The 18,721-nt window shown below is 31.6% G+C and carries 18 protein-coding genes; 14 read left to right on the forward strand and 4 right to left on the reverse strand.

Features of this window, described 5'->3' with window-relative positions:
• The first annotated feature begins 263 nt into the window (after window positions 1-263).
• Entirely contained in the window at window positions 264-1,082 is an 819-nt protein-coding gene (gene kdsA, locus D1818_RS08755) for a 3-deoxy-8-phosphooctulonate synthase (protein ID WP_118458046.1), read from the forward strand.
• Between the two features lie 317 nt (window positions 1,083-1,399).
• On the forward strand, window positions 1,400-2,800 hold the full coding sequence (locus D1818_RS08760; protein WP_118458048.1) for an insecticidal delta-endotoxin Cry8Ea1 family protein: 1,401 nt from the start codon (window positions 1,400-1,402) through the stop codon (window positions 2,798-2,800).
• A gap of 23 nt (window positions 2,801-2,823) precedes the next feature.
• On the opposite strand, the gene D1818_RS08765 is transcribed toward D1818_RS08760, so the two are convergent.
• Window positions 2,824-3,186 (reverse strand): DUF1801 domain-containing protein, encoded by a 363-nt coding sequence (locus tag D1818_RS08765; protein ID WP_118458050.1) that lies wholly within the window; start codon window positions 3,184-3,186, stop codon window positions 2,824-2,826.
• A 57-nt stretch (window positions 3,187-3,243) separates the two neighbouring features.
• On the opposite strand from D1818_RS08765, the gene D1818_RS08770 reads away from it, so the two are divergent.
• The 12 genes from D1818_RS08770 (at window position 3,244) to D1818_RS08825 (ending at window position 13,283) form a co-directional block, all read left to right on the forward strand.
• Window positions 3,244-4,026, forward strand: coding sequence for a carboxypeptidase-like regulatory domain-containing protein (locus D1818_RS08770; RefSeq protein WP_118458052.1), 783 nt, complete (start codon window positions 3,244-3,246; stop codon window positions 4,024-4,026).
• Window positions 3,989-4,735, forward strand: coding sequence for a hypothetical protein (locus tag D1818_RS08775; protein WP_147406133.1), 747 nt, complete (start codon window positions 3,989-3,991; stop codon window positions 4,733-4,735). The genes D1818_RS08770 and D1818_RS08775 overlap by 38 nt, the downstream gene beginning before the upstream one ends.
• A 102-nt stretch (window positions 4,736-4,837) precedes the next feature.
• The gene (locus D1818_RS08780) at window positions 4,838-5,449 is read left to right on the forward strand and encodes a hypothetical protein (protein ID WP_118458056.1); all 612 of its coding nucleotides are present in this window, start codon (window positions 4,838-4,840) and stop codon (window positions 5,447-5,449) included.
• Window positions 5,450-5,463: 14 nt separating this feature from the next.
• Entirely contained in the window at window positions 5,464-5,958 is a 495-nt protein-coding gene (locus D1818_RS08785) for a hypothetical protein (protein WP_118458058.1), read from the forward strand.
• A gap of 71 nt (window positions 5,959-6,029) precedes the next feature.
• On the forward strand, window positions 6,030-6,323 hold the full coding sequence (locus tag D1818_RS08790) for a transcriptional regulator (protein ID WP_118458060.1): 294 nt from the start codon (window positions 6,030-6,032) through the stop codon (window positions 6,321-6,323).
• A gap of 80 nt (window positions 6,324-6,403) precedes the next feature.
• Window positions 6,404-6,865 (forward strand): hypothetical protein, encoded by a 462-nt coding sequence (locus D1818_RS08795; protein WP_118458062.1) that lies wholly within the window; start codon window positions 6,404-6,406, stop codon window positions 6,863-6,865.
• Complete coding sequence (locus D1818_RS08800; RefSeq protein WP_120752620.1) at window positions 6,862-7,176, forward strand: hypothetical protein; 315 nt, start codon at window positions 6,862-6,864, stop codon at window positions 7,174-7,176. Before D1818_RS08795 ends, D1818_RS08800 begins: the two co-directional genes overlap by 4 nt.
• Entirely contained in the window at window positions 7,176-7,829 is a 654-nt protein-coding gene (locus D1818_RS08805; RefSeq protein ID WP_118458066.1) for a DUF1361 domain-containing protein, read from the forward strand. The genes D1818_RS08800 and D1818_RS08805 overlap by 1 nt, the downstream gene beginning before the upstream one ends.
• Before the next feature lie 29 nt (window positions 7,830-7,858).
• Window positions 7,859-9,211 (forward strand): cell envelope integrity protein CreD, encoded by a 1,353-nt coding sequence (gene creD / locus D1818_RS08810; RefSeq protein ID WP_118458068.1) that lies wholly within the window; start codon window positions 7,859-7,861, stop codon window positions 9,209-9,211.
• 77 nt (window positions 9,212-9,288) lie between these two features.
• A complete protein-coding gene (gene xrtK, locus D1818_RS25900; protein ID WP_118458069.1) occupies window positions 9,289-9,822 on the forward strand; it encodes an exosortase K in 534 nt (177 codons plus the stop codon).
• Window positions 9,806-12,631 (forward strand): MSEP-CTERM sorting domain-containing protein, encoded by a 2,826-nt coding sequence (locus D1818_RS08820; RefSeq protein ID WP_118458071.1) that lies wholly within the window; start codon window positions 9,806-9,808, stop codon window positions 12,629-12,631. The genes xrtK and D1818_RS08820 overlap by 17 nt, the downstream gene beginning before the upstream one ends.
• A 157-nt stretch (window positions 12,632-12,788) precedes the next feature.
• On the forward strand, window positions 12,789-13,283 hold the full coding sequence (locus D1818_RS08825; RefSeq protein ID WP_118458073.1) for a DUF192 domain-containing protein: 495 nt from the start codon (window positions 12,789-12,791) through the stop codon (window positions 13,281-13,283).
• Window positions 13,284-13,343: 60 nt separating this feature from the next.
• Here the strand turns inward: D1818_RS08825 and D1818_RS08830 are convergent, their stop codons facing one another.
• The 3 genes from D1818_RS08830 to D1818_RS08835 all read right to left on the reverse strand — a co-directional run bounded on the left by D1818_RS08830 (window position 13,344) and on the right by D1818_RS08835 (window position 18,417).
• Complete coding sequence (locus D1818_RS08830; protein WP_205487267.1) at window positions 13,344-14,228, reverse strand: IS3 family transposase; 885 nt, start codon at window positions 14,226-14,228, stop codon at window positions 13,344-13,346.
• Window positions 14,192-14,623 (reverse strand): helix-turn-helix domain-containing protein, encoded by a 432-nt coding sequence (locus D1818_RS25590; protein WP_205487253.1) that lies wholly within the window; start codon window positions 14,621-14,623, stop codon window positions 14,192-14,194. Before D1818_RS25590 ends, D1818_RS08830 begins: the two co-directional genes overlap by 37 nt.
• Window positions 14,624-14,733: 110 nt before the next feature.
• Window positions 14,734-18,417, reverse strand: coding sequence for a starch-binding protein (locus D1818_RS08835; RefSeq protein WP_118458075.1), 3,684 nt, complete (start codon window positions 18,415-18,417; stop codon window positions 14,734-14,736).
• Between the last annotated feature and the right edge of the window lie 304 nt (window positions 18,418-18,721).

The following is an 18,721-nucleotide window of genomic DNA, read 5'->3' on the forward strand; positions in this document are numbered from 1 at the left end:
TACGTTATATTTTAATAGGTTGTATGTTAAATTAAAAATATTAAAAAAGCCTCAAAATCAGATACTTAAATCTATCTTTTGAAGCTCTTTATATTTTCAGTCTAAGTAGGCGATCTGGAAGACTATCTGCCTATAATACAACTAACTGAAAAGCCAACATTTGATACTCTAAAATTATTTTATCTACAATTTTTTTTATTGAATGATGTAAACTTTTCATACGATTATTAAAACGCATATCTTTGCTTTTTTAAAATATCGTTATGGAACTTTCTAAGATCAAAAATCTAAAAAACCTTGATGCTAATAATTTTTTCCTTCTTGCAGGACCTTGTGCCATCGAGGGAGAAGAAATGGCATTGCGAATTGCTGAAAAAGTGGTAGAAATTACTTCTAAGTTAAAAATTCCATATGTTTTTAAAGGTTCTTTTAAGAAAGCGAATCGTAGTCGTATTGATAGTTTCACTGGCATTGGAAATGAAAAGGCTTTAAAAATTTTACGTAAAGTCGGAGAAACTTTTGAAGTTCCAACCGTAACAGATATTCATGAGAATGAAGATGCTGCAATGGCGGCTGAGTATGTTGATATTTTACAAATCCCTGCATTTTTAGTTCGACAAACAGATTTGGTTGTAGCTGCGGCAAAAACCGGAAAAACTGTAAATCTTAAAAAAGGGCAATTTATGAGTCCCGAGGCAATGCAACACGCTGTTAGAAAAATAAAAGATAGTGGTAGTGATTTGGCAATGATCACCGATAGAGGAACTATGTTTGGGTATCAGGATATGATTGTAGATTTTAGAGGAATACCAACTATGAAAGAGTATGCCACTACAGTTCTAGATGTAACGCATTCATTACAACAACCTAATCAATCTAGTGGAGTAACAGGTGGTAGACCCGATATGATAGAAACAATTGCGCGAGCAGGAGTTGTAACAGGTGTAGATGGCTTATTTATAGAAACACATTTCGATCCTGCGAATGCAAAAAGTGATGGGGCGAACATGCTAGATCTTCACTATTTAGAAAAACTGTTAGGTAATTTAGTTGCAATCAGACAAACTGTAAATAAACTATAATTACTTTTCATAAAACTATATCTCTCTAATATCCAGTCTGGCTATCTAAATCAAAAGGCTTCGTTTAAATATGTTTCCTTCAAAATTAGTTATTGAAATATATTTCGTCTCGAAATACAATAATTCATATCTACAACTTTCAGATTTATATAAAAATCTATAACCAATCTTAGTCTTTAATTCGGCTATTAAATCCATAATCAATCAACAATTCACTCCTGAACCTCAATCATATAGGCGAAAATTAATGTATATTTATAGTAGAAAAATGCCATAACATTTATTTTTCAAGGTAATTTTTAACAAAAAACAATACCATGTCCAGTAAAGTTCATATCGTATTTAACACTATAAATGATACAGATAACCTAGAAGGTTATGTGAATGAAAAAATATGCAAACCTCTGCATTTTAAGACCACCACTTTTTCTAACATTGATGATCAAATCAGAGCTTTAAAAATTAAAGATATGACGGAGGCCATTTCTTCAAAACGCAAAGCAAGTTCAGAACCAAAGGTCGCTACTACAGAAAATATTCCACACGGATTAGCTGTACAGCAAAAACTAAAAAAGAAGATTGATTGTTTTCTTCAAGAAACTGAAGCAATCTTATCATTAGGCATGGATGAACAAATAATACCGAATGGCCAAACCGTTTCTTATTTGTTAGAAGATTGGAAAAACTACAAAAAGGGAACACCTTTCGTAAAAAGAGTCACTAATAAATCTACACTCTACTTTTTTCGTCCAGATTTGATTATTGAAAATGGGGAACTAAAAGATATTTCTCAGGAGGATATCGAAATGCCGTCTGATTTAATAAACCTATCTCTTCTATCTGGGCAAACTTACGGACAAGATGTGGATTGGACAAAAGGAGTAAAGGTTTTACTCGATGCACTTATAGGAACAGCTCCACCACCATTAAATATATTAGGTGCAGCTCTACTTACTATGGTATGGCCAAATGGAAGTGACACTGATTGGGAAGTAGTTTATGACAATATCCGTAAAATTATTATTGAAGAACTGGATGAAAAGACACTTACGGATACGTATGCAGAACTTAGTGGGGTATTAGATTATATATCTAGTGAGTACAAACACCTGGCGGAAGACCCTAAGACACCAAAAGAGACATTACAATCCAAACTTGAATTCTACAACCATACACTATACACTAAAATCCTGTCTATTTTTCAAGACGAACGTTATGCAAATGCAGCATTAGGAAATTTCTTAATTGCTGCGAGCACTCATATTGCTTTATTCCAGGAGAGAGCATTGCAAGACCCCAATCACCTCACAGACCCTTCCAATTCTCCTTATGCTAAAACATTATCTCAAAAAGCGAAAGAATATGCAGCTCACGTGGAAGCGGTGATCCCTAAACTTGTAGCGTCCAGAGCTAAGGAAATTGGTGGTCTAAAGATTAAAAAAGATTGCATTGTATCTAGTATTGGAGATTTAATTTGTTCTTATAGTTATTATTATACTGACGGAAAAACTGGTAAACAATCCAAGGACATAGGCAGAGAAGGTGGAGAGAAAGCTTTAGAAAAAAAGTGTAAAACCAAAGCTGAAAAACATAGAAAAGACTATATAAAACAGGTTAAAGACACTACAAATAAAGAACTACAAGAAACTGCAGGAGAAGTAGCCAAAAAGTGGAGAAAATTAGCAGATAATCCAATCCCAGTAATTAAAGCTATGTAGTTCTTCTTTAATCAAACGGATAATTAATCTGTAATAAATTTTTCGTTTCTGTAGGTATATGCCTGCTGAAGAATCGTTACAAAAACTTGCTCGTCTATCTCTTCTGGCTTACGATAACGAAAGGATTTTACGTATTTTCTTTTGTCAGCCACTAGTTTATCTGCGTGATCTGTAAAATATTGAGCTCCCCAAAAACCAACATCGACATATCCTTTTGTTACATTTAGATAACAAATTGGACTCTTACCGACATAATAAAAAGGTACTCTCCATTTAAACAACAATTCAACTTCTGGTAAGGTAGCCTCAATAATTACTTGTAAATGAAGTAACATTGATTTAAATGGTTCTGCCTGATTTAGAATATACTCTTCTGCTGGTTTCATGAAAAAGCGGTATTTTTATATTAGTATCCAATAACTCCAAAACACAAGTTATATATTATGTGCAAATCAAAAAAGATTGGAACTATCATTTTTACCATCTTATTCCTTTTTGGAATAAAATCCCATACTTTACTTGCCCAAAAAAGTAAAAATAAGAATACAATTTCAATTGAAGCTACGGTTTTAGACAAAGACACAAAAGAACCGCTCCCTTTTACCAATGTTATTATTGAAGGCACATCTATCGGTACAATCACAAATGAAAAAGGCGAATTTGAACTTACCTTAACTAAAAATTATAGTACTAACACTGTTATTTTCTCGTTTGTTGGATATCAAAATACTGCAATTCCGGTTAAGCAATTCAAAAACCCAGAAAAACTAATATATCTCGAAACTGCCTCTACTTCTTTAGAAGAAATTGTCGTAACAGTCAAAAATAAGTATAAAGAACTCGTTGATGAAGCAATAACTCTTATTCCAAAAAATTATGCACAAGAGCCTGTAAATCTCGAAGCTTATTACAGGGAACTTACCAAAATAGATGATACTTATACCAAATTCTCAGATGCGGCTAGCAGCATATACTATTCGCCGTATGATAATACTTTTGATGCACTACTATCAAAAACAGATTATCAAAGATTCAACCGATTAGAATTTGAAATGAAAAAAGTACCTTATCCTGAACCTCAAGATTTTGTGGCGGATTCTAAAGATCGAACAAAAATCATTGCACTTCGCCGGAGTAACAACCTTCAGGATTATAAAATCATGGAACAATCCAAGAAATTAAAAACTATTGACACCGTTGATCTTAAAATGGTTAGAAAACAATGAAATAGGTGGTGGCCCACTTCGGCTAACTGGAGCGGATAAAGTAAAACGAAAAGAAGATTTTTTAGATCCAAAAATAATAGACAACTATCTATTTACATTATACGGGAGAAGCATCTATAATGACAAACCTGTCTACATCATCTCTTTTGCACCTAAAGATTCTACAAGTGTAAAAGCTAAATACAAAGGGGAAATAACAATAGATGAGAAAAGCAAAGCAATTATCCGCTATCAATATCAACTAACTTCTTTAGCAAAAAAGAAGCTAAATCAAAAATTCGGAACTCAATTAAAAACTCCTTTACTAGTAGAAAAAGAGACTAAAAAAGCTTTTATAACGCGTACTACAAGCTTAACCGATTATAAAGTTTTTGTTTCGTTTTCTAATTATAAAAACAAGTGGTATTTAAAAAGAATTAAGGCTATAAACGAATATCAAAACACAGGTGATCTTTTTGAGAATTATACTGCAACAACAGAATCTGAACTGATTGTTACTACCGTAAAAACCGAAAACATTGACTACTTTTCGGTAAAAGAACAGTTTGACAGTACGTTTTCTAATGCTTTATTTAATCACAATTTATCATACAGTCCTGACTTTTGGAAAAATTATAGCACCTTAGTTCCAACTGGTATCGTTGGGAAAGCGCTAGAAGATCTAGGGACTAAGATAAGTTTAGAGAAACAATTCCAGGAAAAAAAATAGTTTTTTCAAGTTTAATCATTAACACATATATAACTAGAGTGAAAATAAAACTTGCACAATTCAATAATTTGATTTTACTTTGTATTTCAAAGTACTTTTAATATGAGCACAGAAGATTATTTAAAAGATATTACAGAGATCAAGGATATGATGAATAAGTCATCTCGTTTTTTCTCCCTTAGTGGTTTATCCGGAATCCTGGCAGGGATCTATGCACTAATCGGTGCAGGTGTTGCCTATTACCTTGTTAGCATCAGCGGAAGAGAATACCTAATTCTGGATGGAAAAATATTCAATTATATTTTAATTGATCTAGCGGTCATTGCTTTTTTAAGCATTGTGACTGCAGCAATTCTAAGTAACAGAAAAGCCAAGAAAAATAATGAAACCTTATGGAACGGTACTTCTAAAAGATTACTCACCGCTTTTTTAGTACCACTAATTACAGGTGGGATTTATATTATGATTAAGATATTTAGTAATCATTATGGCTTAACTGGTTCTTTAATGCTTATTTTTTATGGACTTGCGCTGGTGAATGCCTCAAAATATACTATTGGTAATGTAAAATATTTGGGATATATAGAGATTATATTAGGTCTAATCTGTGCGATATATCCAGGTTTTGGATTTTGGTTTTGGGTTCTTGGATTTGGTGTAATGCATATTATATATGGAAGTTTAATTTACTTTACACATGATTATTCTAATTAATAAACAATAATGTGATGATACTTAATCTCAGCCGAAAAGAAATAAAAAAGCAATCTAAAATAAGAGAAACTTTAATAGAAAATTTAAAGGTATCAATTGCTATTAAACCATTACAATATTTGTTTCAATCCAAAAGCGAAATAACATTAGATGAATTGAGTTTACTACCAGAAGGAACAATTGGAAATGATGTTTTTAAAATGTTAAATAGTCATCATTTAAAAATAATTCCAAAATTTGAAGAACATGACATGAAACATATCATATTGGGATACAGTATGTCATCCATTGATGAAGTAAGAATGCAAGCCTATTTATTTGGGAATGGTAATTATAGTATATCTTGTATTTTATTTCTAACATCAGGCATACTATTCCCTGAGCATTGGAATACTTTTTATCAAGATTATAAAAAAGGTAAAAACGCTATATCTATATCAAGTTTAGTCCTTAAAAAGTGTCAAACTGAATTAACAAAAGATTTAAAAGCTATTTATTGTAAAAAATAAGATCATAGATAATTAAATAAATAATAGCTGGAAGACAAGTATAAAATCCTAAACTAATCTTGGGATACCAAATGAAAAACATAATTAACGACATAAACAAAGCATTTGATCATCGGATACGATTAGGAATTATGTCAATTCTTATGGTTAATGAATATGCTGATTTTAAAATGTTAAAAGAATTATTGGGTGCAACCGATGGCAACTTAGCTAGCCACACCAAAGCTTTGGAAAAAGAGGAATATATAGTAGTGGAAAAATCATTTATTGGACGAAAACCTAATACACGATATGGTGCTACTAAAAAAGGCCGCGAAGCATTTAAAAAACACGTAGAAGCCATCGAAAAATTACTGAAACAATAACATTTCGACTTCGTTCGATATGACAAACATATTTTTTTTATCAATTTACTTTGAAATTCAAAGTACTTTTAAAATGCAAAATGAGATCAATTTTATTAGAAATACTATACGAATGGAGTAAGATTCCATATCAAAAATGGTTCAAGAAAGATGAACCTTGGGATATCTCAGTTTCACAATTATTGAAATACCCTACAACCAGTCTTGGGTTTCATCTAGGAAGTTTCTTGCTTCAGCATGATTTCACACCTCAACCGAAACTAGAAAATCATGATGTGTTTCATGTCTTAACAAAAACAGGAATTACTGTACCTGAAGAAATATCTATGCAATATTATCTCTTAGGTAACGGAAAAAAGAGTGCATATCTATATACTGTCATTTTTATAGGTACACTGCTCTATCCAGATAAATTCAAAGTATTTAGAACCGCCTACAAAAAAGGTCGCAGCGCATATACCTTCCATCAATTGGATTTCAAAAAAATATTAAACCAATCATTAGATACTATCCGTACTACATTTTTAATTTCTACGACATGAGAATAATACAATCCGTTAACAGAAACGCCCTTATGATTGCTACGTTTAGCTTTTTACTTGGCACTATTATTTTTTTAATTCATCTAATCACAGCTTGGGAAAAAATTATAGTAATCGGCCTTTTTTATGTGTTAATTGCTTTTATCCTTAACGCAATTACGTTCATAGGATTACTAGCAAATACCATCGTGAATTATCATTACTACAAAGAAAACCTAAAAACCATATCGATATTCTTACTCAATATTCCGATCGCCATTGGATACTTTCTTATTGTAATCAATAATCCTTTTCTAAATACTTTCATCTAATGAATACAATCCATAAACAATTACCTTTTATTAAAGGTTTCAGTATTGCTGTTACATTCAGCCTAATACTCCTATTCATAAGAATAATAAAGCTAGAATCTAACTTTTTCTTATTCTTAGTTTGGAATCTGTTTTTAGCCTGTATTCCATATGGAGTAACCACGATATTAAGTTTTAACAAAATACATAAGAATAGATTTTTGTTTGGATTAGGGTTCATCTGTTGGCTAGTCTTTCTTCCTAATGCTCCATATATCCTTACCGATTTACAGCACATCCGTGTCAGTACTTTACATTCTGTTTGGTTCGATGTTTTACTGATCCTATCTTTTGCTATCAATGGATTGATCGTTGGGTTTGCCTCTTTACGAACTATGCAAGAATTACTTCAAACACATTTTTCTAAAAAGGCAACAAATTTCATAACACACCTTACACTATTATTATGTGGTTTTGGAATATATATGGGAAGAGTATTACGATGGAATAGTTGGGATCTTCTGCAAAACCCAATGAACATTCTTGGTGATATATTTCAGCGAATCATATTCCCAATAGAACACATAAACAGTTGGGCGTTTACATTGGGTTTTGGTGGTTTTTTAATCATTACCTATCACCTATTCTATCATTATAACAAAGAAAATAATTAAAAATACAATCACTATAAATTTCAGAAACTATGGAGACTCAAAAACAAAAAAAATCCTTTGGACAATGGATAAAAACTTCAATTACCGTAAGAATGCTAATGGTAGGAATATTAATTTTGGTATTACTAATTCCGCTTTCGTATATCAAAAATTTGATACAGGAAAGAGCTTACAGACAAGAAGAGGTAGTAAGCGAGATTAATCAAAAATGGGGAAATGAAGTATTACTATACGGACCAATCCTGAAAATTCCTTATCAAAAGCATAAACTCAAAAAAATCTGGGACGAAAAGACCAAATCATATCTTAAAGAAGATATCATCTCTGTTCATCAGGCTTTCTTTTTTCCGAATACACTGAACATCAATACCAATGTAGAATCCGAAAATTTGGGAAGAAGCATCTATGAATCGGTTGTATATACAGCAGATATGAATATTAAAGGTTCTTTTACAATTCCTAACTTCGAAATTCAAGATATTAAGGCAGAAGATATATTATGGAACAAAGCTACTGTTATAGTAAATTCTACCAATTCTAAAGGAATTAGAAGTAATTTAGAATTAAAAATTGGTGCAGAAAATTACCCATTACAATCCAGATACACTCAAAACTCCAGTACCAATAGATTCGAAACGAAATTTCTTAAGGATGCTTCTTTACCTAAAGAAAATCAAATCAATTTTGAGATGGATCTAAAAGTGAACGGTAGTGAGCAATTACGCTTTATACCTGTCGGAAGGGAAACCAATGTAGCAATGACCTCTAACTGGGCTTCACCTAGCTTTAACGGGAACTACTTACCGGATACAAAAACCAAAGAAATCACCGAAAATGGATTTAAAGCAAACTGGAAGGTTTTACAAATAAATAGAGAATTCGAACAAGAGTTTTTTGGAGAACTACCTCATATCAATTCATCCGCTTTTGGAGTTAAGCTATTAATTCCGGTAGATGAATATCAAAAGAGTGAACGTGCTGCCAAATATGGATATCTGGTCATTGCATTAACCTTTTTAATATTCTTTTTAATACAAACGGTTAGTAAAATTACTATTCATCCGTTTCAATACTTAATGATCGGATTGGCGCTTACTATGTTTTATACGTTATTGATCTCAATTTCTGAGCATTCTAGTTTTCTCTATGCGTATGGAATCGCAGGAATAGCCGTCGTATTACTAATATCGATTTACTCTAAAGCAATTCTTAGAAGTTTTAAATTCATGGGATTGATTGGCGCTTCGCTTGCTGCCTTATACACCTTTATTTTCGTCATCATTCAATTAGAAAATTATGCATTATTAGTGGGAAGCATTGGATTATTTCTAATCCTAGGAACCATTATGATGATATCTAGAAAGATTGATTTGACTGAATAATTTCAATCAAATAAATCTTATATATTGTAGCTTTATCATATATAAAAACATAATCATGTACAAATAGCTAAAATGATATGAACCTAGATAAAAACTTACCATATTATATCTTTGGGATTTTTCTTTTTTTAGTTTTCAAACTTGGCTTTAAATACGCTAGCCATGAGGAATTAATCTTTTTAATTAAACCAACAGATACACTAATTAATTCATTAACTGGATCTACATCAGTTTATATAGAGAATGATGGATATTATAACAATCATCTGGACATATTAATTGACAAATCTTGTGCTGGTTTTAACTTTTGGATCTTATCTTTTCTTATGATTATGTTTTTATTACTTAAATACACAAACTCACATTTCAAAAAAATTGTATCAATCCTTATCGCACTGATTTTCGCGTTTTTTTTAACTATTACTGTAAATACATCTAGAATTTTTGTCTCGATTGTCACACAAAACAAATTAAGTTCCCTATCAAATATCGAAACCTCAGTCATCCATGAAAGCATAGGAATTCTTATTAATTTATCATTTCTAATTATTACTTACCTGATTCTTGAAAAGATCATCATTAAATATAAAAGTCATGCAAAATTTGCTTAACCCTAGGTGGATCCTAATAATCAATACGGTTCCACTAATAATATTATATTTTCTTTTTTTTGGACAATTTACCATTATTCATAGCTTATTAGAAGATGTTCATATAACACATTGGAAAACCTTTGGAAGTACATTATTCATATTAGGTTTTTTAAATCTTCTTTATGCCATTTTTCTTATTATTAAAAAAAGAAAAGTTTCGATTTTTTATGCTATTATAGCCCTACTCATATACATTCCTTTCATATACTTATTCAACGAATATTCTGATGAGATTATACCTTTCTCAATCCCACGATGGATGGTATCTGGTAACATTACTTTATATGTTGGAACTTTTCTTATGCCTACAATAGCATATTCTCTATTTATAATAGTTATTCGTCTTACATCCAAAAACAAAAAGCACAATGCATGGATGAATTTTCTTGCTGCTATTGCGGTTCCATTATGCTGGTATCTTTTTTTTCAATTAATTTTGCCTCTTTGGCAACCTGTTGAAAGTAACTTTAGCACACATGCTTTTTTGATCTTTTTAATTTCTGGAACTTTATTATTTCTTTTTTTTGTAATTCGAGGAGTTTTCATACTTGCAACCAAAAAAGGTGCATTATGGAAAAAATATGAATTAGGATGGAAAATCCCTATAACAATCTTATTCCCTTTACTAGGTTTAGCATTAAATAATGGTCTATTATCTAATTTCAATTCATTCGATAATTCTTCTGGTCTATTTGGCAATTTTAATGACCCTTGGTTTTATATTATTGCTGTCATAAACGGAGTTCTAATATGCTTACCTAATCGTCCCAATATAAAGTATCAAATTTTTCTGTTTATAGGAAGAAACATCACATTTGCATATAGTCTATATTTTTTCATTGTATTCCTTCCATTTCTTCCATTATCTGTGATTGCAATAATTATAATTGGTACTGGGTTCTTAATGCTTACTCCATTACTATTATTCATAATACATATACAAGAGCTCACTGAGAATTTTTCTCTACTAAAAAAACATCTTTCTGCAAACATCTTGCGCATAATTTCTATTGCTAGTTTTTTAGTTATTCCGATATGCTTAACCACTTTATATAAATCAGATCAAAACACTCTAAAAGAAACACTCAATTACATATACAATCCCAATTACTCTAAACAATATTCGATAGATAAAAATTCATTATCAAAGACAATTAATACTGTAAAACAACATAAAGAAAAAAGAAACGGTGAGATTTTTAATGGGCGTCAAACTCCATATTTATCTTCTTTTTATAACTGGATTGTCTTAGGAAATCTAACTTTATCAAACGCTAAAATAGATGTCATTGAACATATATTTTATGGAACTCCTTCATCAGAATTATTGCCTGAAGATATAAGAAATGATAAGGTCGAAATTTCTAATATAACGAGCGAAAGTTTTTTTGACCCTTCACAAAATGCCTGGAAAAGCTGGATTCATCTAGAAATTGTAAATAACGAATCCACAAATGGGCTTAAGGAATATGCTACAACACTAAAACTACCAACTGGTTGCTGGATTAGTGATTATTACCTATACGTAGGTGACAGAAAAGAAATGGGATTATTAGCTGAAAAAAAAGCTGCTATGTGGGTGTTCTCACAAATAAGAAATGAAAATAAAGATCCAGGATTACTTTATTATCTAACCGGAAACAAGGTAGCATTTAGAGTTTTTCCTTTTACAAGCAATGAAACAAGAAAAACCGGAATCGAGTTTATTCATAAAGATCCTGTAACATTAACATTTGATGGAAAAGAAATAAAACTAGGTCATACGGGGCAACTTAGCAATAATTCTTCTGTTAAAAACAATAATGTAATTTACATCTCTTCTAAAGAAAAAGAAAAACTTAAAGAAGTAAAACGTACACCTTATTATCATTTTCTCGTAGATGCATCTTTACACAAAGAAAACAACATAGATGAGTTCAGTAGTAGAATTAAAAAACTAGTTACAAAAAATAATGAACTTTCTAAAAATGCTAAAATCAGTTTTGTCAACACCTACACTTCATCAATTAGATATAATGATAATTGGGAAAAAGAATATAAAAATCAGTCATTCGAAGGAGGATTTTATTTAGATAGGGCAATAAAAAAAACGTTATATAATTCTTATCATAATGATACTGATTCATATCCTATACTGGTAATTGTTACTGACTCTATTAAAAACTCAGTTTTGGATAAAGATTTTTCTGATTTCAAAATTACTTCCCCAGAAAACAATGAATTTTATAATCTATCTAAAGAAGGGATGCTACAACCTCATTCTCTTCTCACAAATCCAAAAAAACAAATAACTGACACTATTGAAAATAAATTTGACAAAACGGTACTTAAATATATAGATGATGACGATACTATAGCATATCTTCCTAATGATAAAAAATCTTCAATTATTCTTAAAAAAGGACCCTACAAAGCAACAGAAAGTCAGATATTAGAAAAAAACTGGAATCAAGCTTTATCTATGCACGGCATGTGGATATCCCAAACTCTATTTCCAGAAAGCTCTAAAAAAGAGTGGTTAAACCTAGTAAAACATAGTTTTATTTCTAAAGTAATGTCTCCTGTTACTTCCTATTTAGTAGTAGAGAACGAAGCTCAAAAAGCAATTCTCAAAAAGAAACAGGAACAAATTCTGTCTGGTAATAAAGACCTAGATATCGGAGAAGATACTCCACGAATGAGTGAACCTAATATTTTAATACTACTCCTTCTTCTTATTTCGATTCTTTTTTACAGGAATAAACAAAAAAACAAAAATGCTGGTTAGTTAGTTGAGAAAAATCGTGCTTCGAATTTCTGAAGTGCGGCTTTTTTTTTAACAAAGATTTGTTTCTATTTGAAATTGTGTTTCAAAAATAAAACTATTACTTTCAGATTCTAAAATATATTCCTTTTTATATCAGAATAACAAAAAGAAAACACTAATGAAAAAGAACATTTTTATCACACTTATAGCTGTCTTTACTTTATCTATTTTTTCTTGTAAGGAAGAAAGTGAGAAAAAGATTATTACCGAAGAAATACAATTCACCAAAGAAGGAGAGCTGTCCATACATAACATAGTAGATTCTATTCCTAGCAAAGTTGTTGCTTTAGATATTGAAATTGCTGATAATGATTACGAAAGAGAAACAGGTTTAATGTATCGTAAAACTATGGAAGAAAAGAGAGGTATGCTTTTTATTCAGAAAGATTTTAAACCTCAAAGCTTCTATATGAAAAACACTTTGATCCCATTAGACATTATCTATATAAATGATGAGTTTAAAATTGTAAGTTTTCAGAAAAATGCAAAACCACTAGATGAAACATCTTTACCATCAGGAAAACCTGCAAAATATGTTTTAGAAATCAACGGCGGATTATCTGATAAGTGGAATCTAAAAGTTGGAGATTCTATCTATTTTAAGAAAAATTAAATTTATTATGTGACGTCCTGAATAATCGTTACAGGAATTAATAAATACAAGGTAGCAATTTTAATTTGCTACCTTTTGTTTTTTGTAGCTTTTTCTTTTTAATTTATTTTGTTGATGCATTTGATCAGGTGTTAACATTGAATTAGATAAATGAGGTCTTATCTGATTATAAATGCGGATTGCATTTTGAACCAGTTTGGTTTTGATTTGCATTGAAGTATCATACTTGTCAATAGCAAATTCTTGTTTAAGAATTCCATTAATTCTTTCTGCTATGGCATTTTCGTAAGGGTCATATTTTTCAGTCATACTAGGGCTAATATTATTGATGTTTAATGTTTTTTGATATTCATTGGAACAATACTGTAATCCTCTATCGGAATGATGAATTATAGGTTTTTCATTATAATCTCTATTAGAAATAGCCATATCTAAAGCTGTTAAAGATCCTTTTACACTTAGACTATTTGATACATTATATCCCATTATTTTTTTAGAATAAGCATCCGTGATTAAAGCCAAATAACATGGATTTTCCCTATTTCCTATATAAGTTATATCACTGACCCATACTTGTTCTGGTCTGATAAATTCAACATCTTTTATTCGATTTTTATGTTTTCTAAATCTATGATGAGAATCCGTAGTTACATGATAATTCTTTTTAGGTAAAATCAACAAGTTATTAGCCTTTAGTATTTTAAATAGCTTATCGCGACCAACTCCGATTACTTTGAGTTGAGATTTTAAAAGATGAAATAATTTTCTTGTACCGATTCTAGGCATTGATATGCGAATGGTATTTACTAAATCAATTACCTTTTTACTTAGTTTTTGTTTGTCTTGATAAGACCGAATAGCTCTATAATACACCTGTCTATTCACCCCGAGTAAATCACAGGTAGCAGTTATGCTTTCTTGTTTTTCTTGGCTATATTTTTCGATAACTCGGGTACGTGCTTTTTTCTGATCGGAATATTAAATTCCTCTTCGGCGATATCAATCATCATATCAAATATAATTGCTTTCTTATCCGCACGCTCTGCTAAAAATTCAGCTCTTGCTTTTTGTTTCTCTAAAAGCTTGACTTGCTGTTCTAATTCTAAAATACGTTGTTCAGGTGTTTTGGACATGGATCTATTTACACTAAAATCATAATCAAATTTACCATATTTTTTTAACCAAGTGCGAATCGTAGATCTTGCTTGAATACCATACTTATCCAAAGCTTGAGTTCTTGTTAATAAGCCTTGTTCAATCTCTTGAACAACTTGTAGCTTAAAGGATAAACTGTAATCCTTCTGTGTACGCTTTACATAATTTGAATGTAATGACTCCATAAATAACATTTTAGTGTAACGATATTTCAGGACGAGACATTAGTATCAAATAAAAACCCCTTAAAAAAATAATTTTTCAAGGGGTTCACCTAGGGATACAATTGGAAAATTTATTTAATAACTTTCACAACCTTATTAATAGTTTTATTACTGAATTTTACAAAATATATTCCTTTTGCAACATCAAGCGGTATTGATATTGTTCCATTCTTACTAGATACCGTATCTGAGTAATACAAGGCTCCTTTTACATCTCTAACAGTAACATTGAGAGATTTAACTTCTCCTAATAAATTAAATTTAATTTCGTTCTGAAAAGGATTAGGGTACGGTGAAGAAATTAGGGTTGTATTTGTCTCCGGCTTCTTGTTTAATGGATTACTTACCCAACCATTATCATACCATCCTTCTCCACAGATTTCTAAATCTTCTGTCTGCTGCCCTCCATTTGTGCTAAAAATAACTTTTGCACATTCTACACCTGATAAGGTATATTCATACCATCCGTCTCCATCTATATCGGTCATTTCAACACCAGGCCAAGATGAGGTTGAAGACTCAGGAGTTGTGTCCCAATAATACAATGTTACAGGATTCCAATTTGTATTGTTATTATTATAATGAATAATCAATTCGTCATCAGAAACATTACTTGGACATGCCGTTGGACACACATCATACCATTGATTAGTGGATGGATCATACCATCCATCTGTTACTCTAGTTAAGTCATCAGATTGTATACCATTGTTATTATTAAAAACAACACCTATTTCGGCATTTTCTTCAACCAGAAATGAATACCACTGAGAGGTTTGTTCTCTATTCATTGATCTACCTGGCCAATTCCAACCTGGTAAAGGTTGATTGGTATTTTTATCAAATAAATACACATACACATCATTCCAACTAGATACATTTCGATAATAAACAGAATATGATTGAATTTCAGTAATACTATAATTTTCGGAAACAATAGCTGACTGACCTGTACTATTATAAGCAATAGCTTTTAAAGTAGTATTTTCTGTAAAAATTACTTCATCTTGATATAAAAAACTTGAATCTGACGGCTCTGTTCCATCTGTAGTATAATAAATTACTCCTTGGTTACTAGATGATAAATTAACCGATACGCTTCCCTCATAAGATCCGCCAGAAGGAGCAACTGATAATTCTGGTATTCCTAAAACTCCCGGACAATCCGAGGGACATTGATCATACCAAATATCTTCTGAATACACATACCAACCATTTACGTTTCTAAATTGATCGTCCGACTGCTCTCCATTTCCATTTGTAAAAACAAGACCAACTTCTACTGATTCTGCTATGGAAGCAATATACCACGGCGAATCTTGCTCTTTAGTCATTAACTTACCTGGCCAATTCCACCCTGGCAAGGCTGTATTACTATTTTTATCAAAAGCATATACATAAACTTGATTCCAATTAGAAGTATTCTTAAAATGGATATCATAAGAAGGTATGTCCCCAAATGTATAATTTCTAGTAATAACCTCCGAAGCATTTTCATCAGCATCGTACGCTATCACTTTTAAAGTGATTGATTCACTATCACTATCTCCAATAGTAAAAGAAGTTACGTACTCTGTACTTGATTGACTTGGCTCTGATCCATCAGTAGTATAATAAATTGCTACTCCATCATTATCGGAGGTTGTAGAAGCTTCCATTACTACTGCGATAGCATCATCATAATTCCCAGAATCCGGAGTAACCGTAAGAGTTACCTCATCACTACTATTAAACCCTCCAACATAGACATGCTGAATAGGTGTCTTAAACACGTTTCCTTTTGTATCCACTGCTTCTACATAATAATCTACTAACACATCAGATAACCCCTTAATCTCCGCATAGCATAAATCCGCAATTGCGGTTGGCTCTATAAAGAAATCAATTTCTGGATCTTGTGTTATATTTCTTTTAGGGAATTGTTTTTGAGTCATTGATTGACTATTCCAAGAACTTACACCTTCTCCTCCTGAATATGTATCATTAACATTATCAGAGATAGGATTTTCACCATCATTATCCGTTCTGTATTTCAATTCAACCGATGCTAATCCACTCACATCATAGGCAAATGTCCAAACATGAAAATCAGAAGTGTTTTGAACTTCTTGATATGCATATATAGGCCCAAAACCCTTGCCTCCTGGGTTATATGGAAAACGCTGTGGTATAAATACAGAAGGTGCAGTATTATCCTGATTGGGAGTATCACCTATTTCTTCTTTAGCATGTTCTATTGCAATATTACCAGCTAAAGTTTGCTTTACTTCCATATCAATTGCTTTTCCATAATACATATAACCACTCGTCAGAGATGGCAAGAAAAAATGCCAAGCTTTTTCTGCATTAGAAGCGCCGGAAGAAGGATCAATTACTTTAGCTATATCTACCCCTCCACTATTATCTTCTGCTGTTAATACGTAATTTTCAGCAGCAGTAATTACAGCCCAATTTCTAGCATCTTCTGTCCATCCATCTGGATTAAATCTATAATCAGTAGTGTCATACAAAGGCCATAACCAATTAATAAATTGAGGATGCCCCCAATCGTTTGCTGCATTGACCCAAGATCCATCTTCTACTTTTACAATATCACTTTCTGGAACTGGATAAGAATTTAAAAATTGCTGTATGGTAGTAGGATCGTATCCTTTAGAAGCAGCTGCATTGGCAAACCCAGGAACAGATTCCTGATAATAGCTATCTCCACCACCCCAAGCATTATCACCATCATGAGCAAGCAATACAATTGATGGTTGACTAGAATTACTAAAAGGAGCGATATTAGCATCTATTTCTCCTGTCCCCATAGAACTGAATCCATTCTGATAGCTCAATAAATCTGCCATCGGGACTACATCCATTTTATATGTCTGACCATTTTCTGGATCTATATATTGTGCTTTGTGTGCTTGATAACAATATGGAGCAGCAAAAGTACCTCCTCTTCCATCGATTTGACCTTTCCACCAATTCTGACCGTTGGTAGCTACTTTATCGGCTCCGTTAGGTGGATCGATATTCACGCCAGATGTACCATAATCTAATGGATAATCATTCAATGTACGAGATAAATGACTATTTGCAACTACAGACCATTGAAAACCTTCTTCTACCAAGACTTTAATAATCCTTTCTGAAAACGAACATTCTGCTGGCCAAAAACCTTTAGAATATTCACCTCCAAAAGTTTCTGCCATTATTAATTTATGTGTTTTTAATTCCATTCTCAAAGCGCGTTCACTTATTAATGGCGCTAAGGCGTGATGAAATGTAAATCCAGTAAGGTCCATTCTTGGTTGCCCACCAGATGTTTTCCAGTTTTTAGCCTCTATAAAATTATTTTCCCAACCTTGACTATACCCCCAAGCACCAGCATCAGCAAGGCTGTTTACATTTTCTATTAAACAACCAGAGTAATTAACCTGTGCACCTCCATTTGGTAATCCCAATAATGTTTGAACAGAATTTTTGGGTCCGTATTGATACGCTTTTACGCGATCATATTTTTCGAAAATTTCTTCTAAATTATTTAAAGGATGACTTATTCCATCCTCGTATACATTCCAAGAGTCTCCGGAAGATTTCAAATTATGAGATTCCATAACCGTTTGATATCGATTAGGATTCTCTTTACTTTTTTCCGGCCAATAATTAGGTTGTTGCATATGCCATAAATAAGAAGTATGGACTTGTTGCGCTACTATCCCAGAATAGACAAATAGTAGTAGTAAAAATAAGTTAGTGTTTTTCATGAATCTTGTGTGTTTAATATATAATTGTATTGTGCTGTTAACAGCATTTATATATTCCAAAAAACAACTATTACCTGCAAAGAAAGTTTTCCCACATCCTATATTTGCAAACTACTTATAAATATTTTGGTATAATTAGTATTAAAAAATAACAACTAAAATTTTCGATTATATACAATTGTATAATACTAAAAAGGGTGTAGATATTATTTTAAAATCATATTTTCAACTATCGATAAGTCAAAAAAATAACTATTTTATGATGATGTTTTCAAATGTAAGTAATTAAAAAAGTTAATTTCTC

Source organism: Aquimarina sp. BL5, assembly GCF_003443675.1.
Taxonomy (GTDB): Bacteria; Bacteroidota; Bacteroidia; order Flavobacteriales; family Flavobacteriaceae; genus Aquimarina.